This is a genomic window from Chitinophaga alhagiae (assembly GCF_003568665.1).
Classification (GTDB): Bacteria; Bacteroidota; Bacteroidia; order Chitinophagales; family Chitinophagaceae; genus Chitinophaga; species Chitinophaga alhagiae.
Genome location: NZ_QXMH01000001.1, coordinates 2280197 through 2300904, shown reverse-complemented (window position 1 = coordinate 2300904; position 20708 = coordinate 2280197). Strand labels below are relative to the sequence as shown.

The window sequence follows — 20708 nt, the reverse complement described above, 5'->3', positions numbered from 1 at the left end:
TAATTTTTTGTTGAGCACTGCTTATTGTGAGAAAAACAGCTAATCTAAACTAACCATTTATGAATGCGAAGTCAGCCTCGCCAGGCCATCCTAAGGGCTTGTACGTGTTGTTTGCCACGGAAATGTGGGAACGCTTCAACTATTATGGCATGCGGGCCATATTGGTCTTATTCCTTACCAAGGCGCTGGCTTTCGACAAGGCCTTTGCATCCAGCCTGTACGGCAGCTATACCGGTCTTTCCTACCTCACGCCGCTGATCGGCGGTTTTGTGGCAGACCGTTTCTGGGGCAACCGCCGCTCCATCATCATCGGCGGCCTGCTGATGGCCATCGGGGAGTTCATCCTGTTCGGCTGCGCCTCGGTGTACAATACTTCGCAAGACCTTTCTACTTTCCTTTTCTTTTCCGGCCTGGGCTTTATGATTGCCGGCAACGGCTTCTTCAAGCCCAACATCTCTTCCATGGTAGGGCAGCTGTACCCGGAAGGAGACCGGCGGATAGATGCGGCCTACACCATTTTTTACATGGGCATTAACGTGGGCGGCGCCCTGGGGCCCGCTATCTGCGGCGCCGTAGGCGATACCGGCAACCCGGCAGATTTCAAATGGTCTTTCCTGGCCGCCGGCATAGCCATGACGCTGAGCGTGATCACCTTCCGCTGGCTGAAAGACCATTACATCCGCCGGCCAGACGGCAGCCCCCTGGGCATGCCGCCGGCAGAGGCCAAACAGGGCAAGGCGGTGCTGGTATATCTCGGCCTGTTCATCATGGCCTGCGCCATGATAGGCATGCTGTATATTGACGCCAAAGTAGTGCCTTTCCTGACCTGGCTGCTGCTGCTGGCGGTGGTGGCCATCGCCTTTATGATATTCTCGGATAAAAAGCTCACCACGGCGGAAAAGAAAAAAGTAGCGGTAGTGTTCATCGTATCTTTCTTCGTGATCTTTTTCTGGACGGCCTTTGAGCAGGCCGGCGCTTCCCTCACCTTTTTTGCGGACGAGCAAACCAACCGGGAACTGAACTGGAACATCCCCCTGTGGCTCATTTCGTTGTTGTCCGCAGGTCTTATCTACCTGATCTATAAAGCCTTCAGGCGCGCGCAGGCCAACCTGCAAACAGACCCTCCCGGCGTGCGGGTCATCATTTACACCTTGCTGGGAGCGGCAGCGGCCTACCTGCTCTATCTCAACATTTCCCTGTATGCGGGCGGAGAAAGCGGCATTCCGCTGAAAGAACTGCCGGCCAGCACCTTTCAGTCTCTCAACTCCATTTTTGTAGTCACCTTTGCGCCTTTCTTTGCCTGGCTGTGGTTGAAACTCGGCAAACGCGAGCCGGCCTCTCCCACCAAAATGGCCTGGGGGCTGCTGCTGCTAGCCATCGGCTACCTGGTGATCGCCTTCGGCGTGAAAGACGTACAGCCCGGTGTGAAGGTGACCATGATGTACTTGATAGGCATGTACGCCCTGCATACCTGGGGCGAGCTTTGCCTTTCTCCCATAGGCCTGGCGCTGGTCAACAAGCTGGCACCCGCCAAATTTGCCTCCCTGCTGATGGCCGTATGGTTCCTGGCCAACTCCATTGCCAACAAACTGGCCGGAGAGCTGAGCGCCCTCTACCCGGAACCGGGCAAAACCACCGTATTCCTCGGTTACCAAATGAGCAACCTCTTTGAGTTCTTCATGCTGTTTGTGGGCATGGCCGGCGTGGCCTCCCTCATCCTGTTCGGGATCACCAGGCAGTTGCAGAAAATGATGAACGCACAATAGTAAATAAAGATGCGGGGCGCCACAACCCCGCATCTTTATTTATTTACGCACCATTAAAAAACACTATATTTAGGTAGTGTACCAAGGGCCGGGCGCCCGCCGCACCTGTTATTCCAAAACAACAAATTGCTGACAACCTCCCTCTTATGGCAGAAACCAAATTCAAACCTTTTGTTGCGCCTGACATAAAAATGAAAGAGCTAACGCTGAAGTCCATCCTGCTGGGATGCATTGCCGGTGTGATCTTTGGCGCGGCCACCGTTTACCTGGCCCTGAAAGCGGGCCTCACCGTATCCGCCTCTATCCCCATTGCCGTTATTGCCATTACGCTGGGGCGCAAGTTCTTCAAAACCACCATTCTCGAGAACAATATCATCCAGACCACCGGCTCCGCCGGCGAGTCTATTGCTGCCGGGGTGGTGTTCACCCTGCCGGGCTTTCTCTTCCTGTCCGCAGACAGCGGGGGCGACAATTATTTTGACTACATCACCATATTGATACTGGCCATTTTCGGGGGTATACTGGGCACCCTCATGATGATACCGCTGCGGCGCTCCCTGATCGTAAAGGAGCATGATACGCTGCCCTACCCCGAAGGTACCGCCTGCGGCTCCGTGTTAAAAGCCGGGGAAAAAGGCGGGGAATTTGCCAAAACGGCCTTCCTGGGGCTGGGCTTTGCGCTGGCCTATGCCATGCTGCAGAAGGTGTTTCACGTGATTGCCGAAACACCCGCTTTTATGACCAAACAGGCCAACAAGATCTTCCCTTCCGCCAAAATAAGCGGCGAGATCACGCCGGAATATATGGGCGTTGGCTACATCATTGGCCCTAAGATAGCCGGGGTGCTGGTAGCCGGCGGGGTGCTGGCATGGCTGTGCCTGATCCCGCTGCTGGCATCGCTGATACCGGGAGAGGTCATAGCCGCGCAACTGGTGAAGCTGGGCCTGCTGGCCAACCTAGATACAGCAGGCGGCAGCGGCGCCTGGGACCCTGTAACGCGTACGTTCAGCGACTATTCAGCCGCCATTTACCAGGCCTATGTAAAACAGATAGGCGCGGGCGCGGTAGCGGCGGGCGGCTTCATCACCCTCATGAAAACCATTCCCACCATTATCTCTTCTTTCAAAGACAGCCTTGGCTCTCTCAAAGAGAAAGGCGGAGAAGGAGAAGTGCCCAGAACGGAAAAAGATATTTCATTCAAATTCGTGATCATTGGCAGCGTGGCGCTCATCCTGCTCATGGCCCTGCTGCCCCAGCTCCCCGGCGAGTCTATCTGGAACAAGCTGCTGATAGGTTTGCTGGTGGTGATCTTCGGGGCTTTCTTCGTTACCGTGAGCAGCCGTATTGTAGGCCTGATAGGCAGCAGCAACAACCCCATTTCCGGGATGACCATTGCCACCATTATGGGCACCTGCCTTATTTTTATTGCGGTAGGGTGGACGGGCAAAGTATTTGAGCCCATGGCCCTGGTGGTAGGCGGCATGATCTGTATTGCCGCCGCCAACGCGGGCGCCACGTCTCAAGACCTGAAATCAGGGTACATTGTAGGCGCCACGCCGCGCAACCAGCAGATAGCCCTGTTCATTGGCGCCATTGTATCCTCCCTCGTCATCGGGTGGACGGTACACATCCTTGACACCCCTACCGCGGAAATGACGGCCCAGGGGATCAAACACGCCATTGGCACTGAAAAGTACGCCGCCCCGCAGGCCACGCTGATGGCCACGCTCATTAAAGGCATCCTGTCTTTCAACCTGGACTGGCAGTTTGTGCTGGTAGGCGTGTTTATTGCCATTACCCTTGAACTCTGTGGCGTAAAATCACTATCTTTCGCCGTGGGCGCCTACCTGCCGCTGTCTACCACCCTGCCGATATTTATTGGAGGTTTGATACGCGGCATAGTGGAATGGAAGCAAAAACGCTCCGGCGTAAAGCTGACCGCTGAAGAGGAAGAGCTGGGCAAAGGCAACCTTTTTGCCACCGGCCTGGTAGCAGGCGGCGCTGTAGCGGGCGTAATTGTGGCCATTTTATCTGTCAATGAACGCGTTTCCGGCGGCCTTGCCAAAGTAAATGCAGAAGCGGGGCTGGCAGCCGCACTGGGCCACGGTGGCTACCAGGTGCTGGGCGTACTGTTCTTTGCGGCCATGGGGTATACGCTGTACCGCATTGGCAGGCAAAAACAAACATCCATAGACAAGTTGTAAACGGATATAAAACATATTTCCTATGCCAGGAAAATTCTCCCTGATGGGGGCTTTATGCGGCCTGATGCTGCTCACCGCCTGCTCTGACGATGCGGTGGAACCGAAACGGAAATTCATCTCTTTCAAGCTGGACAATGGCGTGCTGCTGTCAGAGCAGCGCAACAGCGCGTACTACATGCCCGGAGACCTTACAGACGCAGACCCGGCCAACGATTATTCTCAGTTGCTGGTGGCGGGTTACAGCTACGGGCAGGATGTGATCAACATCCGCGTGTTCAGCGAGCAGCCGCAGATCACACCGGGGGTATACTCCAACATGATGGGGGGTACGGCCATGTTCCTGGAAGAAAAAGCTACGGGAGACCGGCTGGTGGCGGATGATAATTACGGCAACATTACCGTGGTGATACACCAGGTGTATGATTCCCTGGCCATCGGCGAGTTTTCCGGCAACCTCGTCAATATGACGGATGGCTCCATCAAGGCCGTGAACGACGGGTATTTCAAGATGATCTACAAGAAGTTTCCGTAAAGGTTGCTATAAAAAACGGGAAAGGCGCCCCAAAAGGCGCCTTTCCCGTTTTAAGCTGCACGGTTTCCCAAGTTCAAGCCGCCTTCCGCGCCACCGGCGTAACCCTCAACTCCACCAGCCGGCTTTGCCTGATCACCCGGATGAACTGGAACTGGCCAATCTTTTCCCTGTCAAGCAGGCGGAACAACGCGTCCGAAGTCTCCACGGGTACGTCATTAAAAGACACCACAATATCTCCGTCCGCAATGCCGGCCTTGCTGGCCGGGCTGCCCGGCTCCACGCCGGTTACGAACAGGGCCGTTTTGTTTTTCAGCTCCAGGCCGCTGCGCAGCTTGGGCACCAGGTTCACCTGCTGCAACAGCAGGCCCAGGTGCGCGCGGGTTACCTTGCCGGTCTGCATCAGCTCCGCCGCAATCAGCCGGGCCGTATCAATGCTGATGGCAAAACACAGGCCTTGCGCCCCGCGGATCATGGCCGTATTTACACCCACCACTTCTCCCCTGAAGTTGATCAGCGGGCCGCCGGAGTTGCCGGGATTGAGGGCGGCGTCTGTCTGTATCAGCCCTTCCATGGTACGGCCGGTTTCGCTGCGCAGCGAGCGGCCAAGGGCGCTTACCACACCGGCGGTAACCGTATGCTGAAAACCCAGCGGGTTGCCGATGGCAATTACCAGCTGGCCTATCTGCAAGGCATCTGCATGCCCCAGCTGGGCTACCTGGAAGTCATACGCGGTGGATTTTAAAATGGCGATGTCCGTATCCGGGTCTTCGCCCGTGAGCGTGGCCGGGTACACGCTGCCGTCATGCAGCATTACGTTAAAAGCGCTGCCGTTGCGCACTACGTGCGAGTTGGTGAAAAGATAACCGTCTGAAGAGAAAAAGAATCCAGACCCGGTACCGGTTACCTTTCCCTGGACATCCAGCCGTTCTATTTTAACAACTGACCTGCCGGCGGCCTCTACCGCCTGATGGATGATGGTTGAATAAGCATCCATGTTACCTCCTTCTTTAGTAAGGTACCTGTTGCACAAAACAAGCCACTCCTGAAAATTGTCAATTTGACAGCGTTGTGTTGGCCGGCCTTCCGTAAATTGGGGCATGAAATATACATTGATATCTGCGGTGGTGGTATGCATGATGGCCACCACGGCCTGCCAGCAGGGCGCTACAGGCGGTGGTTATACGGAAGACTCCCTCTACCGGCAAATTGCCGGTATTGCCGAAGCGGCCGGCGGCGAGGTAGGCGTGGCGGCGCGCAACCTGGACGGCGGCCCCCTGCTCCAGTACCGGGACAGCGTTCGTTACCCCATGCACAGCGTGTTCAAGTTCCCCATTGCCATGGCCATCCTGCACCAGGTAGACGAAGGCAAGCTGCAATTGCACCAGCCCATTTACATTCACCAAAAATGGATGGTGCCAGATACCTGGAGCCCGCTGCGGGATTCATTCCCCAAAGGCAATATGGACAAGCCGCTGTCTGAACTGCTGGCCTTGATGGTATCCCAAAGCGATAATATTGCCTGTGACATCCTGATAGACCTGGCGGGCGGCGAAGCGGCCATTAATGACTATGTGCGCAGCCTGGGCATCACCGATATCAACATTGCCGCCAGCGAAGCCAAAATGGCCTCCGCGTGGGACGTACAGTTCTCCAACTGGGCGTACCCCTCGGCCATGGTGCAACTGCTGGACGTGCTCAACAAGGGCGCCGTACTCACCAAAACCAGTAATGATTTTCTCTGGAAGATCATGATCGAAACTTCTACCGGCCCCCGGCGCATCAAAGGCCTGCTGCCGCCAGACGTGGTAGTGGCGCATAAAACAGGTACCGGCGGCACGCGCGATGGCGTAACCAGCGCCACCAACGATGCGGGCATCATTTTTATGCCCGGCGGGCAAAAACTGGCTATTACGGTGTTTATAACAAATTCCCGGGCAGATGAGGCCACGAGGGAAGGGGTGATAGCAAAGATCACGAAGCTGATCTATGATTATGAGCTGCAGCGGCCCAAAGTGCAGTAGGAACTAAGTATACGAACCCCGCGCCTGCCATAGTTCAGCACAGGTGCATCGGCACGTAGCGTGCTTATGTTGCCGGCCGGGCCAGTAAACGGGTTGAACGAAAGAGGTTGTCTCAAAAGCAAAATAAACCCTCTGAGAATCTTCTGCACGAAAATCTTCTCCGTCAGGTACCCGGATAAAAAGAGGCTGTCTCGAACTTTTGAGACAGCCTCTTTCGATTTATATAAAATTCAGGTACTCGTACTGTTTCTTCAATATAGCCTGGTCATCTGCCCCCAGCCATTTCTTCAGCAGGGTAGCGTACACGTTCTTGAAGTCTACCTTATATTGCAGGTCTCCTTCCTTGAGGTCTTGCAGGTCTGGCCCTTCATTGAGCACGCCCTGCTGCTGCAGGCCGCCGCCTATCAGGAACATGTTGTTGGCCGTACCATGGTCTGTACCGCCGCTGGCATTCTGCCCCACGCGGCGCCCAAATTCGGAGAAGGTCATCACCAGCACGTCCTGGAAGCGGTGGTTCTTTTTCAGGTCCGCAGTGAAAGTCTGCAGTGCATCGCTCAGTTGCTCAAACAGGCGCTGCTGCTGGTTCTGTTGCCCTACGTGGGTATCAAAGCTGCCATGGGACACGTAATACACGGAAGTATTGATGTCTGTCATGATCAGCTCGGCAATGGTTTTCATGTTCTTGCCCAGCTCCGTTTGAGGATACCGCTCCTTGCTTTTGTAAGTCCTGAACTGCTGCTGGATGTAGGCCGCGGACGAAATGGTTTCCGCCATGGTTTTGTAGAGGTAGTCTACGTTCTGGTGCTCTTCATCGTGCTTTTTCTTTGCCAGCAGTTCTTTAAAATACCGGTCGTTGCTGGCGCCGAACAAACGCTGCGGGTCTGTAAGCGCAAGGCCTTTAACGGCGTCTCCTTTCAGGGCAAGACTTAATGTATCGTCTATTTCCAGCGCTTGTGTGGGTTTGTCGCAACCTTTACATTGTGCGTCCAGGTAGCGGCCCAGCCAGCCGGTGCTCCAATAGTCCTTGGATTCGCTGGCGCTTTGCCAGATGTCCATAGAGCGGAAGTGGGAACGGTCGGGGTTGGGGTATCCCACACTGTTGAGCACCCCCAGCGAACCATCGTCATACAGCGCTTTGAAGCTCTTCAGCGCAGGGTGGATGCCCAGCTCATCATTCAGCGAGAGCGCGGCCTCGCGCCTGATGCCCAGGGTGGGGCGCATTTTATAATAAATATCGTTCCGGTAAGGGATCACGGTATTCAAACCATCGTTACCGCCAGACAATTGCACTACCACCAGCACTTTGTTGCCGGGGGGCACCAATTCGCCCTTTTCCATGGCTTTCAGGAATTTCGGCAGCATCAGGCTGGCTGATGCGAGGGAGCCTACTTGTAAGAAACGGCGTCTGTGAATCAACATTGTAATAAGGTTTCGTTGTTTAACACAATTGGTATTCCGGCGTGCTCATTACGTCAATGGTCACGGTCTTAATATAGTTTTCGCGGCTGGAGCTGTCTGAATATTTTTCCAGCAGTTCCTTGCTGACCGATGTATTTTTCAGCAGCAATGACTGTACGATCTGGTCTGCCAGCTGCTCGCGCGGCACGTCCTTGAAAGCCGCCACATAAGGGTCCCAGTTGATGCTGGCATTTACCCTGCGGGCGTATTGCTTTTTCAGGAACTCGTTTACCTGCATGGTCATTTTATAGTTCTGCCCCTCTCCCATTTCCGGGGTGATCTCCTTGGGGCGAACGTTAAACTCCTGCGAGTATAAAATGATCTGCGGTACGCGCATGCGGAACATCAGGCTGGAGCTGTCTATCCAGGAGCGGCCACCGGCCCAGCCGGCTACGTTGGGCGGGTAAAACAGCACCTGCCCCATTACGCGCTGAAACACCAGCATAGCCTCTTCCTGCTCAAATTGCATGGGCACTGTTTTGCGCAGCCCCACCAGCAGCTCTACCGGTGATTTGATGCGGTTGCCGATATTGCGTTCTTCATAAAACCAGTCTGCCAGGAATATCTCCTGCATCAGCCCCCGCAGGTCGTAGCCGGAACCGTAGAACTTGTCTGCCAGCTTGCTGATAACAGCCTCGTCCGGCTCCTCGTTCACGAAGTACTTGTAGATCTTTGTAGTAATATATTTGGCGGTCTGTTTTTGTTCCAGCAATATTTTGATCACATCATCTCCCTGGAAATTACCTGTTTTGCCCAGGATGGTCTTGCTGCCTTCATCGTGCAGGTTCTTGCGGAACCTGAACTGGCCCATTTCATCGTACCCCCATCCTGTAAAGGCGCGCGCCGCCTCCTTGATGTCTTTTTCCGTATAGTTGCCGCGGCCCATGGTGAACAGCTCCATCACCTCGCGCGCAAAATTCTCGTTGGGCCGTTGTTTGCGGTTTTGCTGGTTGTTGAGGAAGGCCAGCATGGCGGGGCTTTTGGATACTTCCGTGAGCAGGGTGCCGAAGTTGCCCAGCCCGTGCTCTCGTACCACCTGCAGCAACTGCTGGTTGAACAGCACGTTTTGCGTGCGGCAGGCAAAGTGCCCGTGCCAGAACAGCGCCATTTTTTCCCGAAGCGGGTGCTGGCTGTTGATCATGGCATGAGACCACAGTACGTTCAGGTCCTTGATGCCATCGGTATTCATTCTTTGCACCATCCTGCGCTCTTCGGCGCCCATATTGCGGATGCGGCGGTAGTCAGGCAGGTCGGTCTCATCTACCACTTTCACAGGCTCGGGAACGGCTTGCGGCCCCATAATGATCTTACGCACTACCTCTTTGCGCCTTTTTTTTGACCAGGCCTGGATAACAAGGGGGTTTTCCCCGAAACCGGCTCTCCACCCCAGGTGTTGTAGTTGTTTATGCTCGGGAACAGCGGCCATAAAAGAAAAATTTAAGGTAAGACGGTGATATATAAGGAAAGTTTAAACAGCATGGTACCGTTTGCCACAAAAAGGTACAAAATTCATTCCAGAGCGGAAAGCGGGGTACAATGGGAACGGTTGTAATGCCGGTGGTGCGAGGTAGCTGAGGCCGTATTCGCAATTGTACGCCCCATAAAAAGGGGTACACAGGGGCAATCTTTTAAACCTTTTTAATACATCTCCATGGTGTCATCTATCTCCGCCGCCCAGGCATGTATGCCGCCGGTAATGTTGTATACATTGGTAAACCCGTTTTGCAACAGCAGTTCCGCTATAGTGCGGCTGCGCATTCCATGGTGGCAGATAATGGCGAGGGGTTTCTGGCGTGGCAGGCCAGACATGGCGGCTTCCACCCGGCGCATGGGAATGTGCAGGGCGCCTTCAATATGGCACACGTCCCATTCTTCTTTTTCCCGCACGTCCAGCAGCTGAAAATCCTGGCCCTCCTGCAGCCATTGCTGCAGTTCCTGCACGCTGAGCGCCGCTACCTGCCGGGCTGCACAGGCCGTTTCTTCGTAACTGTTTTGCAGCTGGCTGATACGGAAGTTTTCCGCTACCGGCTGAAAAGTGAATACCTGGTGCATATTGTCAAGAATGTTGATGGCCAGCAACTGGTTGGCCAGCGGCTCCCCTATGCCGCAGATCACCTTTACCACCTCGTTAGCCTGGTAGCAGCCTATAATACCCGGTAGTACGCCTAATACGCCTACGGTATTGCAATCAGGCGCAACGCCCGGCTCGGGGAAGAGGCAGCGGTAAGATGCGCTGCCTTTATAGTTGAATACGCTTACCTGGCCCTCAAAGCCGTAAATGGCGCCGTATACCAGGGGTTTGCCCAATATTACGCAGGCATCGCTCACCAGGTAGCGGGTGGCAAAGTTGTCTGAACAATCTGCCACCACATCATAACCGGCCATCATGTCTAGCGCATTGCCCGGCGTGATAAACGTGGGGTGCGGTATAAAGGTAACGTCCGGGTTCTGCAGGGCAAGCCGCTCTATGGCTACGTCCAGTTTGGGTTTGCCGGCGTCTTGCGTTTGATAGAGCACCTGGCGGTGAAGGTTGGTAACGGATATTTTGTCTGCCTCCGCAATGCCCAGTTTGCCCACGCCCATGGCCGCCAGGTATTGCAGCACGGGTACTCCCAGCCCGCCGGCGCCAATTACCAGTACGGCCGCGTTCTTCAGCAGCTCCTGCCTGGCAGGGCCAAAACCATCAAGGCGTATTTGCCTGTCATATCTGTTCATACAGCACTGTTTAATTCGTTTTTATCTGTTCCCAGAGGCGGGCCAATGCGGCCGGCGTGGCAGCGGCAGCATCTCCCTGTAGCGCCGCCTGTACATAGCGGATGCGGGTGCCCAGGTCAGGGTGGCTGCTGAGCCACTCGGAAGGCGCGGCGGCGGCCTCTTTTTTGAGGGTGCCGAACAGCCAGATGTAGCCTTCTCCGTTAATGCGGCGGGCATGCAGCAACTGCAGCCCGTTGAGGTCCGCTTCTTTTTCCAGCCGGCGCGAGTATTCCAGCCCTTTCAGCTCATGCGCGTTTTGCACCAGCACGGCTTCCACGCCGGAAAGATCGCCCAATAGCAGGCTCACCAGCGCGTACGTGCCCAGGCTTTGCAACAACGAGCGGGTGGTATGCCGCAATTCCACATGGGAGTACTCATGCGCCAGCAGGGCGGCCAGTTCTTCCGGGTGTTGCATTTGCCGCAGCAGGCCGCTGAATATCACAATGTGGCCGCCGGGCACGGCAAAGGCGTTGGTTTGCGCTTCGTCTACCACGGTAACGGACACCGGGTACCTGGAGGGGATCTGCAGTGCCTGGAAAAAACTGTCTGCCAGCGCCGTTTCACGGGGCATTATGTTGAACTCCCCGATCATTGACTGATAGGCCTTTTCTCCGAATTTTATTTCATACTCCACGGGCAGGGCATTGGCCATGCGCCCCGCCAGGTATGGCACCAGCCAGAAATAAGCCGCGGCCAGCAAGGCCAGCGCCACCAGTATGGTACCGCCTACCGCCATGGCCACCGCCGGCACGCCGCGGCGCCGGGGCTTTTTCATTTGCTGCGCCACCGCGTCCTGAAATTCAAAAGAAGGTACTTTCAGCGTTTGCAGGGGCTGGCCGGTGTGGTGCAGCGCATGATCTCCCTGCACTACATTGTACCAATACCAGTACACTACGCGGGGGTTGCCTTGCGCATCGCGCAGGTGTATCTCTATTCGTTTATCCGTAACTGTTACCAGGCATTTCTGCGCGCTGTCAGGCGAGTTGTAACTGTATATTCCTTCGTAGGTTTTCATTAGTGTACAGGTTTGATCTGTTTGCTCATGGCCACCAGGTCTACCAGCCGCCCGTCTGGCTGGCGGATGCCGTTGGGTATGCGCCCGTGTTCCACAAAGTTAAAATTGCGGTAAAGCTGAATGGCCCTTTCGTTGGTGGCCAGCACTTCAAAATGTATGATGGCAATTTTGGGATGGGCCTCCGCCCAGCGCACGGCGGCCGTAAGCAGCCGGCGGCCGATGCCCATGTTCCAGTAGCTGTGCAGTACGCCAATGCCCAGCATGGCGCGGTGGTGCTGTTTTGCAAAATTGCCCTGGTTGAGGCTTACGCTGCCCACCACTTCGCCCTCCACCTCCGCCACCAGGAAGAGGTGGTCAGGATGCTTCAGGTAGGATTGTATAAAATTCTCTTCCTTTTTCAGGTCAAATGCCCAGGCTTCCTGCGGCGTGTACAGGAGAAAATCCGTTTCCTCCGCCAGCTGCTGAAAACATTTGAGGCAGGCAGCCGCGTCTGCCACCTGCGGGCGGCGGATCACCAGTTGTTTACCATTTGGGAGAAAGTGGAGCATTGTTACAAATATAAAAAAAGGCGGCCGAAGAAGCCGCCTGTACAATTTCGTCAGGGCACACTCAGGACGCTTTGGCGTATTTGGTCACAAAAGCCAGCACGGCGGCTTTCTGATCTTCCGTGAGCTTTGCCTTGGGGGCCATCTTGTCTATTGTTTTCGGCCACTTTTCCGCCGTGCGGGTTTCCGGCAGGCGGTAACCATGGCATTTGGCGCATTTGTCGCGGAAAACAGTTTTGCCCTCAGCATCCTCATATTTTGCGAAGGCTTCCTCCACCTTTGCCGTGTTGTTGGGGTTCAGCCCCGGAGAGCAGGCCCACAGCAGGATGGCCATCAGAAAAACAGAAACAAGTGTTTTCATAATTTGCATTTTAAGACCTTAATAACAATAATAGTGCAAAAAATCAAAAAGCGTACAAGATTGCCTTGTACGCTTTAATATTTAATACGCCGGCGTTCGTTTAGGCGTTGCTTATACGGTCTGACCCGAAATACCGGTGCAGCACTTCCGGCAGCAATATGCCATCTGGCAACTGGTTGTTTTCCAGCAGGCAGGCCATGATGCGCGGCAGCGCCAGGGAACTGCCGTTCAGGGAGTGCAACAGCTGATTTTTGCCGTTGCTGTCTTTATAACGGGCCTTCATGCGGTTGGTCTGGTAGCTCTCGAAGTTGGATACGGAGCTTACCTCCAGCCATTTGTCCTGCGCGGCGGAATATACCTCAAAATCATAGGTCTGGGCGGAAGCAAAGCCCATATCGCCCCCGCACAGCAACAAAATGCGGTAGGGCAGGCCCAGTGACAGGATGAGTTTTTCCACATGCGCCACCATTTCTTCCAGCACGGCGTAAGACTGCTCGGGTTTTACCAGTTGTACCAGCTCTACCTTCTCAAATTGGTGCAGGCGGTTGAGGCCTCTTACATCTTTGCCGTAAGAACCGGCCTCGCGGCGGAAACAGGGCGTGTAAGCCGTCATTTTCACCGGCAGGTCCGCTTCTTTCAATATCTCGTCGCGGTAAATATTGGTCACCGGCACTTCGGCTGTGGGTATGAGGTAAAAATTATCTTCCGTCACAAAATACATCTGCCCTTCCTTGTCCGGCAACTGGCCGGTACCGTAGGCGGAGGCTTCGTTCACGAGGTAGGGCGGCAGCATTTCATCGTAGCCGGCGGCCGTGTTAAAGTCCAGGAAGTAGCTGATCAGGGCGCGCTGCAAACGGGCGCCCTGCTTTTTGTACACGGGAAAGCCGCTGCCGGTGATCTTGTTGCCCAGCTCAAAGTCTATCAGGTCATATTGTTTGGCCAGGTCCCAGTGCGGCACGGCGTTGCCGGGCAGCACCGGCTTTTGGCCGCCGCCTCTTACCTCCAGGTTGTCTTCCGGCGTTTTGCCCGCGGGCACCTTGGGGCCGGGCAGGTTGGGCAGCTTCACCAGGGTATCGTGCAGCAGCTTTTCGGTGGCTATCAGTGACTCATTAATGGGGCCCAGCGCCTGTTTCAGGGTAGCCACTTCCTGCTTGCGGGCCTCGGCGTCCGCCTTGTTGCCCGAAGCCATCAGCTTGCCTATCTCTTTGGAGGCGGTATTTATTTTTGCCTGTGTTTCGTCATAATCAAGTGTCAGTTTCCTGCGCTGATCGTCCAGCGCCAGCACTTCTTCCACTACGGCGGCGGCATCCTTAAAATTCTTGATGCCCAGCCTTTCCAGTACCAGCGCTTTGTTCTGCCGGATAAATTGTACCTGTAACATGTAATTCCTGTTGAATTTCGACAAAGATAACGGGCTTATTCCCTTAACTCAAATATTTCCCCACAATAGGCACGCGGCGGCCCACGCCAAAGGCTTTGGACGATACGCGGATGATGGGGCAGAACTGGTTGCGCTTATACTCGTTGGTGTTCACCATTTTGAGGGTACGGGCCACCAGCGCGGCATCAAAGCCCTGCGCCACAATTTCACGGGGCCCCTGGCGGCGCTCAATGTACTGGTACAGTATTTTGTCCAGCACGGCATAGTCCGGCAGGCTGTCACTGTCCTTTTGATTGGGCCGCAGCTCCGCGGAGGGCGCTTTGTCTATGATATTTTGGGGGATGATGATCTTATGGCGGTTGATGTGCCGCGCCAGGGCATACACCTGCATTTTATACAGGTCTCCCAGCACCGCCAGCCCGCCGGCCATATCTCCATAGAGGGTGCCGTAGCCGGTTGACAGTTCGCTTTTGTTAGACGTGTTGAGCAGGATGTAGCCGAACTTGTTGGCCAGCCCCATGAGCAGGTTGCCCCGTATGCGCGACTGGGTGTTCTCTTCCGCCACATTAAACGGCAGGCCATGGAAAAAGGGGTCCAGCGTATCCAGGAAGCAGTCGTAGATCTTGTTGATCCTGATAATGTCGAACGGGTTTTCCAGGTTGCGGGAAAGCGCTACGGCATCATCTACGGAGTGTTCCGTGGAGTATGGAGAGGGCATGGCCACGGCCCGCACGTTGTCTTTCCCCAATGCTTCCACGGCCAGGGCCAGGGTAACGGCGCTGTCTATCCCGCCGGAAGAACCGAGGATGGCCTGTTTGAAGCCCATCTTGCCAAAATAGTCACGGATGCCTAAAATGAGCGCTGCGTGTATGCGGTGAATGTTATGCTCAAATTCCAGGGCAACAATGTCTGAAGTACCGGAAAACGGTACCACAGGGCCTTCTCCGGCCTTGGGGAGCGCATCCAGGTCTGCCCCGCCCAGGGCTTCTTCAAAGAAAGGCAGTTGCTGCACAATGTTGCCCTGCGCGTCAAATATCATGGAGCCTCCGTCAAACACGATCTCTGTTTGCGAGCCCACGGTGTTGCAGTAATACATGGGCAGGCGGTATTTTCGCACGTTGGCGCGGATGATCTCTTTCCGGCTCTCGTCATGATCATAGTCGAACGGGGAGGCGGAAAGATTGATCATTACATCCGGCTGCTGCTCCATCAGCTGGTCCATAGGGCACACGCGGTACAGGGGATTGTCTCCCAGGTTCCAGATATCCTCGCATACCGTTACGGCCAGCTTTTTCCCTTTGAAAGGCACTACCTTCCACTCGAAGCCCGGTTCAAAATAGCGGTGCTCGTCAAACACATCGTAAGTGGGCAGCAACGTTTTGTGTATCACCTGCTGTACCTGGCCTTCGTAAAGGAACCAGGCCGCGTTAAAGAGGTCTTTGCCTTCCGGGAGGGGATTGCGGTGGGGGGCGCCCACCAGCACGGCGGTTTTATGGGTATGGGCCTTTATTTCGTCTATGGCGGCGTAACTTTTCGCAATAAAATCATCAAACTCCAGGAAGTCCCTGGGCGGGTACCCGCAGATGCATAGTTCCGAGAACACCACCAGCTCGGCCCCCTGCTGCTCCGCCTGTTGAATGGCGGTTATTATTTTGGCCGTGTTCGCTTCAAAATTGCCGATGTGGTAGTTCTGCTGGGCTAGGAAGATGTTCATCCGGCAAAGTTAAGGGGAAATGAGAATTTTTAGCGGTATAAGGGTTGTATAACATGCTGTTCCACCCACCAGGGGACCTGGGAAGTATGCAGCAGCAGGTTACCGGGAAAGAAATCTCATGAATCTCATATAGCGAATTTACCAAATTTTCCCTTTAAAGGCAATTTCAGCATGAGCACCAGCGCGTTTCTAAAAATAAATCCCCAGCCGCAAGATGAAATTGTTCATGTTCACCCGCCCGTCGTCCCACTTGCTGTTGCGGGTTACGTCAATAAAACCGTTCTGGTAGTTGAAGCCTACCACGCCTACCAGCGTTTCCGTGAGCGGGTACTCCACGCCGCCGCCAATGATCATGCCAGCGCTGAGGGGGTTGATATCGCGCAGCACGTCTTGTTTGTTGAAAGGCGTGAGGCCGCTGATCACATTGGCCCTGGCCCTTATGGGGAAGCCGGCAAACCCGCCGAACTGGCCCCATACGGCCAGGCCGTTCTGCGTATCCGCTTTTAGCCGGAGGGTAAAAGGTATTTCGATATAGGTAAGCCGAAGGTCGTATTCACTGGGTGCGTTCTTGAAAGCGGAAAGGCCTTTGCCGGTCTCGTATTTCAGCACGCTGCCCATGGCGCTTACCTGCAGGCCGGAAGCAATGGCGTAGTTACCCTGGTCATCCAGGAAAAAATCCGCCATTACGCCATAACTGAAGTAGAACCGGCCGCTGTTGCGCGCTACGCCTTCTTCCTGCGGCCGCATCATGGAAGCGCCGGGGTCCAGCTTGAAACCGAAACGCATTTTACGCCCCGCCCGGTCAGACACCCGCTCGCTGAGCGTTTGCGCCTGCGCGCTGATGCCCATGGCGGTTAATACGAACAGGAACATGAAAGATTTCGATAATAAGCGTTGATGCAATATTTTTACCATTTCTAAAGTTTTAATAGGCGATGCGAAATTACCTGAAAAAAAACATCCTGTACTGCATTTTATTCGCGGGCTGGCTGGCGGCCGGCTGCAACGCCGGGCCCAAAGTGCCCGATGTAAGCCACATCCCCATACAGGTAAAGATCCAGCGGTTTGACGAACACCTTTTCCGGATAGACACTAATAACGTATTGGCGGGCATTCAATTGTTGCGTGACAGTTTTCCGGGCTTTACCCCTACTTATTTTTCACAGATACTGGGCCTGGGGCCTTTTTCGGATACCAGCAAGGCCATGGCGGAGCTGGTGCGGCAATTTGTGGGCAATAAAGATTTCCGCGCGCTGCAAGATTCCGTGGAAGCGCATTTTTCCAACACGGCCCCGCTGGAAAAGGAGCTTACGCAGGCATTCCGCCTCGCCAAATATTACCTCCCGCGATTTGAGGCGCCCAAAGTGGTCAGCTTCATTTCAGCCATCGGCAACTACGGCGCGGTAACGGTAGACTCCCTGGTGGGGATAGGGCTGGATATGCACATGGGCGCGGATTTCTCCATTTACCGCATGCTGCCTGACTACCCTGATTACATTGTCAGAAAATTCACCCCGGAATATATTCCCGTGAATGTGATGAAGGTGCTGGAGCAGCACTACGCCCCGGCTGAAAAAGAAGGCGCCAAGCTGATAGAACGCTTTATCAGCCTGGGCAGGCAGCAATATTTCCTGCAAATGGTACTGCCGGGAACACCGGAGCATATCAGGCTGGGCTATACGAAAGCGCAGCTGGCGTTTTGTGACGGGAACGAACAGATGGTCTGGCAATACTTTGTACAGAACAAATTGTTATATACGGCAGACTGGCAGGAGGTGATGCGTTATACCGGAGAAGGGCCCAGCACGCAGGGGCTGCCGGCGGAAGCGCCGGGGCAGGTAGGCGCGTTTGCGGGGTACCGCATTGTGCAGGCCTTCATGAAAAAACACCCGGATGTTACACTGGAAAAGTTGATGAATATGCGTGATGCCACCGCCATATTCAACGGCGCAAAGTACAGGCCGTAGTAAAGGGCCGCGCTTTTTGGAAGAAGCTGTTAAAACAGGAAGGAACGGGCCGCGCGGAAACGATTGTTGCGGGTCAGTTCATTTTAAAGGGAACTACCATCTGGAACTCGGGGATCTTCACGTCAAACAGTTTTTTGTTCAACTGGTTCTCCATCTGGTAGGTACCGTACATCTTGCCTATTTCTGTACGGAGGTTGGAACCAGAAACATACTGGTAGCTTTCTCCCGGGGCCAGCAACGGCTGTACGCCCACTACGCCCTCACCTTCCACTTCCCGGTGGGAGCCGTTAGAATCGATGATATACCAGTGGCGCCTTAGCAGCTTGATAGGAAACGTGTTGTTATTCTCAATGGTAATACGGTAGGCAAACATGAACTCGCTGCCTATCGGATTGGAATAATCTGGCTGGTAGAATGTTTCCACGCTAATGGTGATGCCCTCAGTGACCTTCTTAACCATAGTGATCCGCCTTTACCGTAAAAATAAGGAAAATAACCGCGTTGTAACTTTTTTTTCCAGGGCCGGCGCCGTTTTAACGATTCTTTAGGTATCTGCCGCAGCATTGATTGCCGGCGGGGATGAAAGCCGGCGGTTGAGCGGCAACCGGCCCACCGGAACCGTTGAAAAGCCTCCCGTGGGGGCAGCGGCCATGGCGGCCGCACTCAGGTGATCTCCACCCCTTCCAGCTCTCCGGCGTTATGCTCCGCCTGCCGGGCCTCCCTTTCAAAGCGGTTATTGTAATAGCCCACCCGCACCCAGTCTGCCAGGTACAGCCATAAAAAAACCCAGAAACCGTGTTGCCGGTATTGCCTTACATGCCGCACTTCGTGCCGTACCCAGGCCTTGTTGGCCAGGAACTGCGTACGGCTGGCCCCGTACAAATGGATCACCCGCCCGAAAACGATGGCGATATTGTCGCTTTTCATTTTCCAGGCGGCCAGCCGGGCCACGGCGGAGTTTTCCTTGATTCTGCAGCGGATGGTGTGCATCCCTGCAATTTACTAATGCCCCAGGGAAAACCGGCGGGAAATATTGAAACCCCAGCGGAACTGGCCCTGCAGCCAGGAGGTGGTGGTTTCGGGAATGAACTGGTTCTCCAGCGTGGCGGTGGAGTTGGTGAAGTTCAGGTGAAACACGTGGCCGCCGGTCTCTATTTCCACGCCTATGCCCAGCGGGTTGTAGTACTCGATGCCGAGCGTTTTGTAATAATCTTTACTGGCCTGGTCCCGGAAGGGCACAAAGTAGTCTACCACCAGGGCCACCCTTTTGCTGAACCGCAGGCGGCCGCCCACACCCAGGGCAAACAGGTTGTTCATGTCCATATACCCCACCCGGTTGCGGTGTACGTAGGAGGGCAGCAGCGCCAGGGAAAAGCGGTCCCCGAACTTGCGGGCCACCACGGCCTGGGCGGTGTAGCTCATGCGGGAGCTGAATTTGTTGAAATAGCTGACGGCCTCCTTGTCCGGGCTGCTTTTCATGGAGGTCACCACCGCGTTGCCAAAGAGGGTGATGGCCAGCGGCACCCGGTTGTCCATGGTTTGCTGCAGCAGCTTGAATTTGCCCAGCACCTCGTATAGCTGGGAAAAATGGCCGCTGCCTTTGGCGCGGCTCACGCCGGCGGTGAGGCGGTCTGTAATACCGTATTCAAAGGCAATGCGGATATCTGTTGAATTATCGATGCCGAAGAAGGTAGCGCTGCCGCCGTCTGCCCCGCCCATGTCACCGAACCGGTGCGCCACGCGGAAATCCAGGTCTCCGCGGGCCAGGGTCTCATTGCTCTGGGCATTGATGATGCGGGTGCTTTTGAAAGTGGCGATCACGGGGTCCCGCCGAACGGAATCTTTCCCGAAAATAGCGCCCAGGTCGTCTTGCGCCACGGCCGCGGGGGCTATGAGCAGGAGGGCTGACAGGATGCGCAGCTGCATATGTTTCATGTACATCTTATTTGACGGGTTGATAGTCTGCGTTCACGCTTACCTCCACTACTTCCGCAATGTTCTTCACCACCAGCGTGGGTATTTTGATCTTGTGGTCCGCCACGCGCACGGTGAATTTGGCGGTGGCGTTTATTTTGCCGTTCTGCACGGTGATGGTGCCTTTTTCCCGGTAATTTCTGGTAACCCCGTGAATGTTCAGCGCCCCCTCCACGGTAACGGGATAAGTACCGTTTTGGGTAAGGTCTACCGCTTCCAGTATTTTCCCTTTAAACTCCGCATGCGGGTATTTATCGCTTTCCAGGTAGTTTTCATTGAAGTGTTCCTGCATCAGTTTCTTTTTGAACTGGAAGGTGTTGATGGGCACTTTAAAATAGACGGCCTTTGTTTTTATGTTGATGGCGGACGCGCCCTGGCTGGTTTTGGCCTCAATATCTTCCAGCGGTGCGGAAGAAAAGAAGCCCAGCGTGGCGTTGCGGCAGGAGTATACATCCTGTGCGGCCAGGCGGCCCAAAAGAAGAAAGGTGATGGCCAGGCTAAACAATTGTTTCATCTGATCGTAATTTGAGATGGCGGGGATGATGAGCGTGGTCCCCTTCATCGGTTCGTTCCAAAAAACATCCCGTCAATCCGGCATTCCCTTGTCTACCCAGCAGGCAATAGAATCGCGGGTGGCGGGAGACAGCGGGGGGTAGCCGTTGAACTGCGGCATGTCTGCCGTAAGGCCGGTTACCCGCAGGCGCCAGTTGGCGCCATTGGCGTTGATGTAAGTTCTCAGTTTGGCCAGGGTGGAAAAATCCGCCACCAGCGGAGAGCTGCCGCCGGGGTGGCAACTGCGGTTAGTGCAGTTTTCCTGAATGATGGCATAGATCCGCGCACTGGTCACCACCGTGCTTTCACAACTGACGGTAACGCCCGGCTTTGGCGCCTGCTCGGAAGTGCAGGCCACATGACCAATGCAGCACGTCATAACACCAATGCCGGTCAGGAATGATTTCATACGATGAGTTTTCATAGGGTTGTATACGCACCTGCAAAATAAACAGTTGCCTGTT

General features: G+C 54.9%; 20 protein-coding genes. 5 read left to right on the top strand and 15 right to left on the bottom strand.

Features of this window, described 5'->3' with window-relative positions; genetic code table 11:
- The first annotated feature begins 59 nt into the window (after window positions 1–59).
- From D3A97_RS09400 to D3A97_RS09390, 3 genes are all read left to right on the top strand, one after another.
- The gene (locus tag D3A97_RS09400; protein ID WP_119078101.1) at window positions 60–1766 is read left to right on the top strand and encodes a peptide MFS transporter; all 1707 of its coding nucleotides are present in this window, start codon (window positions 60–62) and stop codon (window positions 1764–1766) included.
- Window positions 1767–1912: 146 nt separating this feature from the next.
- A complete protein-coding gene (locus D3A97_RS09395) occupies window positions 1913–3970 on the top strand; it encodes an OPT family oligopeptide transporter (protein ID WP_119078100.1) in 2058 nt (685 codons plus the stop codon).
- A gap of 22 nt (window positions 3971–3992) precedes the next feature.
- A complete protein-coding gene (locus D3A97_RS09390; RefSeq protein WP_157986443.1) occupies window positions 3993–4502 on the top strand; it encodes a hypothetical protein in 510 nt (169 codons plus the stop codon).
- 73 nt (window positions 4503–4575) lie between these two features.
- Here D3A97_RS09390 and D3A97_RS09385 read toward each other — a convergent pair whose 3' ends face one another.
- The gene (locus D3A97_RS09385; protein WP_119078098.1) at window positions 4576–5496 is read right to left on the bottom strand and encodes a S1C family serine protease; all 921 of its coding nucleotides are present in this window, start codon (window positions 5494–5496) and stop codon (window positions 4576–4578) included.
- Window positions 5497–5599: 103 nt separating this feature from the next.
- Between D3A97_RS09385 and bla the strand changes: the two genes are divergently transcribed.
- Window positions 5600–6523 carry a class A beta-lactamase, subclass A2 gene (bla, locus tag D3A97_RS09380; protein WP_119078097.1) on the top strand — a complete coding sequence of 308 codons (924 nt, stop codon included), beginning with the start codon at window positions 5600–5602 and terminating at the stop codon, window positions 6521–6523.
- 219 nt (window positions 6524–6742) lie between these two features.
- On the opposite strand, the gene D3A97_RS09375 is transcribed toward bla, so the two are convergent.
- From D3A97_RS09375 to D3A97_RS09335, 9 genes are all read right to left on the bottom strand, one after another.
- Window positions 6743–7942 carry a DUF1501 domain-containing protein gene (locus tag D3A97_RS09375; RefSeq protein ID WP_119078096.1) on the bottom strand — a complete coding sequence of 400 codons (1200 nt, stop codon included), beginning with the start codon at window positions 7940–7942 and terminating at the stop codon, window positions 6743–6745.
- Between the two features lie 19 nt (window positions 7943–7961).
- Window positions 7962–9407, bottom strand: a complete 1446-nt coding sequence (locus D3A97_RS09370; RefSeq protein ID WP_119078095.1) for a DUF1800 domain-containing protein — start codon at window positions 9405–9407, stop codon at window positions 7962–7964.
- A 212-nt stretch (window positions 9408–9619) separates the two neighbouring features.
- Window positions 9620–10696, bottom strand: coding sequence for a HesA/MoeB/ThiF family protein (locus tag D3A97_RS09365; RefSeq protein ID WP_119078094.1), 1077 nt, complete (start codon window positions 10694–10696; stop codon window positions 9620–9622).
- A 10-nt stretch (window positions 10697–10706) separates the two neighbouring features.
- Window positions 10707–11750: a M48 family metallopeptidase gene (locus tag D3A97_RS09360; RefSeq protein WP_119078093.1), complete on the bottom strand. Its 1044-nt coding sequence runs from the start codon at window positions 11748–11750 to the stop codon at window positions 10707–10709.
- The gene (locus D3A97_RS09355) at window positions 11750–12298 is read right to left on the bottom strand and encodes a GNAT family N-acetyltransferase (protein ID WP_119078092.1); all 549 of its coding nucleotides are present in this window, start codon (window positions 12296–12298) and stop codon (window positions 11750–11752) included. Before D3A97_RS09355 ends, D3A97_RS09360 begins: the two co-directional genes overlap by 1 nt.
- 61 nt (window positions 12299–12359) lie before the next feature.
- On the bottom strand, window positions 12360–12656 hold the full coding sequence (locus D3A97_RS09350; RefSeq protein WP_157986442.1) for a c-type cytochrome: 297 nt from the start codon (window positions 12654–12656) through the stop codon (window positions 12360–12362).
- Between the two features lie 100 nt (window positions 12657–12756).
- Window positions 12757–14037, bottom strand: coding sequence for a serine--tRNA ligase (gene serS, locus D3A97_RS09345; RefSeq protein WP_119078090.1), 1281 nt, complete (start codon window positions 14035–14037; stop codon window positions 12757–12759).
- 43 nt (window positions 14038–14080) lie between these two features.
- On the bottom strand, window positions 14081–15751 hold the full coding sequence (locus D3A97_RS09340; RefSeq protein ID WP_119078089.1) for an NAD+ synthase: 1671 nt from the start codon (window positions 15749–15751) through the stop codon (window positions 14081–14083).
- A gap of 189 nt (window positions 15752–15940) precedes the next feature.
- Complete coding sequence (locus D3A97_RS09335) at window positions 15941–16666, bottom strand: porin family protein (protein WP_119078088.1); 726 nt, start codon at window positions 16664–16666, stop codon at window positions 15941–15943.
- 20 nt (window positions 16667–16686) lie between these two features.
- On the opposite strand from D3A97_RS09335, the gene gldB reads away from it, so the two are divergent.
- Complete coding sequence (gldB, locus tag D3A97_RS09330) at window positions 16687–17718, top strand: gliding motility lipoprotein GldB (RefSeq protein ID WP_119078087.1); 1032 nt, start codon at window positions 16687–16689, stop codon at window positions 17716–17718.
- 73 nt (window positions 17719–17791) lie between these two features.
- On the opposite strand, the gene apaG is transcribed toward gldB, so the two are convergent.
- The 5 genes from apaG to D3A97_RS09305 all read right to left on the bottom strand — a co-directional run bounded on the left by apaG (window position 17792) and on the right by D3A97_RS09305 (window position 20653).
- Window positions 17792–18178 carry a Co2+/Mg2+ efflux facilitator ApaG/CorD gene (apaG, locus tag D3A97_RS09325; protein ID WP_109699698.1) on the bottom strand — a complete coding sequence of 129 codons (387 nt, stop codon included), beginning with the start codon at window positions 18176–18178 and terminating at the stop codon, window positions 17792–17794.
- 203 nt (window positions 18179–18381) lie between these two features.
- Entirely contained in the window at window positions 18382–18708 is a 327-nt protein-coding gene (locus tag D3A97_RS09320; protein ID WP_119078086.1) for a DUF4157 domain-containing protein, read from the bottom strand.
- Window positions 18709–18720: 12 nt separating this feature from the next.
- Window positions 18721–19653 (bottom strand): DUF5777 family beta-barrel protein, encoded by a 933-nt coding sequence (locus D3A97_RS09315; protein ID WP_119078504.1) that lies wholly within the window; start codon window positions 19651–19653, stop codon window positions 18721–18723.
- Window positions 19654–19660: 7 nt separating this feature from the next.
- Window positions 19661–20206, bottom strand: coding sequence for a YceI family protein (locus tag D3A97_RS09310; protein WP_119078503.1), 546 nt, complete (start codon window positions 20204–20206; stop codon window positions 19661–19663).
- A 72-nt stretch (window positions 20207–20278) separates the two neighbouring features.
- On the bottom strand, window positions 20279–20653 hold the full coding sequence (locus D3A97_RS09305) for a hypothetical protein (protein ID WP_119078085.1): 375 nt from the start codon (window positions 20651–20653) through the stop codon (window positions 20279–20281).
- Window positions 20654–20708: the final 55 nt, after the last annotated feature.

Excerpts from the sequence above, each read along its gene's own strand:
- D3A97_RS09400 (WP_119078101.1), top strand. The coding sequence starts at position 60 with ATGAATGCGAAGTCAGCCTCGCCAGGCCATCCTAAGGGCTTGTACGTG.
- D3A97_RS09395 (WP_119078100.1), top strand. The coding sequence starts at position 1,913 with ATGGCAGAAACCAAATTCAAACCTTTTGTTGCGCCTGACATAAAAATG.
- D3A97_RS09390 (WP_157986443.1), top strand. The coding sequence starts at position 3,993 with ATGCCAGGAAAATTCTCCCTGATGGGGGCTTTATGCGGCCTGATGCTG.
- D3A97_RS09385 (WP_119078098.1), bottom strand. The coding sequence starts at position 5,496 with ATGGATGCTTATTCAACCATCATCCATCAGGCGGTAGAGGCCGCCGGC.
- bla (WP_119078097.1), top strand. The coding sequence starts at position 5,600 with ATGAAATATACATTGATATCTGCGGTGGTGGTATGCATGATGGCCACC.
- D3A97_RS09375 (WP_119078096.1), bottom strand. The coding sequence starts at position 7,942 with ATGTTGATTCACAGACGCCGTTTCTTACAAGTAGGCTCCCTCGCATCA.
- D3A97_RS09370 (WP_119078095.1), bottom strand. The coding sequence starts at position 9,407 with ATGGCCGCTGTTCCCGAGCATAAACAACTACAACACCTGGGGTGGAGA.
- D3A97_RS09365 (WP_119078094.1), bottom strand. The coding sequence starts at position 10,696 with ATGAACAGATATGACAGGCAAATACGCCTTGATGGTTTTGGCCCTGCC.
- D3A97_RS09360 (WP_119078093.1), bottom strand. The coding sequence starts at position 11,750 with ATGAAAACCTACGAAGGAATATACAGTTACAACTCGCCTGACAGCGCG.
- D3A97_RS09355 (WP_119078092.1), bottom strand. The coding sequence starts at position 12,298 with ATGCTCCACTTTCTCCCAAATGGTAAACAACTGGTGATCCGCCGCCCG.
- D3A97_RS09350 (WP_157986442.1), bottom strand. The coding sequence starts at position 12,656 with ATGAAAACACTTGTTTCTGTTTTTCTGATGGCCATCCTGCTGTGGGCC.
- serS (WP_119078090.1), bottom strand. The coding sequence starts at position 14,037 with ATGTTACAGGTACAATTTATCCGGCAGAACAAAGCGCTGGTACTGGAA.
- D3A97_RS09340 (WP_119078089.1), bottom strand. The coding sequence starts at position 15,751 with ATGAACATCTTCCTAGCCCAGCAGAACTACCACATCGGCAATTTTGAA.
- D3A97_RS09335 (WP_119078088.1), bottom strand. The coding sequence starts at position 16,666 with ATGGTAAAAATATTGCATCAACGCTTATTATCGAAATCTTTCATGTTC.
- gldB (WP_119078087.1), top strand. The coding sequence starts at position 16,687 with ATGCGAAATTACCTGAAAAAAAACATCCTGTACTGCATTTTATTCGCG.
- apaG (WP_109699698.1), bottom strand. The coding sequence starts at position 18,178 with ATGGTTAAGAAGGTCACTGAGGGCATCACCATTAGCGTGGAAACATTC.
- D3A97_RS09320 (WP_119078086.1), bottom strand. The coding sequence starts at position 18,708 with ATGCACACCATCCGCTGCAGAATCAAGGAAAACTCCGCCGTGGCCCGG.
- D3A97_RS09315 (WP_119078504.1), bottom strand. The coding sequence starts at position 19,653 with ATGAAACATATGCAGCTGCGCATCCTGTCAGCCCTCCTGCTCATAGCC.
- D3A97_RS09310 (WP_119078503.1), bottom strand. The coding sequence starts at position 20,206 with ATGAAACAATTGTTTAGCCTGGCCATCACCTTTCTTCTTTTGGGCCGC.
- D3A97_RS09305 (WP_119078085.1), bottom strand. The coding sequence starts at position 20,653 with ATGAAATCATTCCTGACCGGCATTGGTGTTATGACGTGCTGCATTGGT.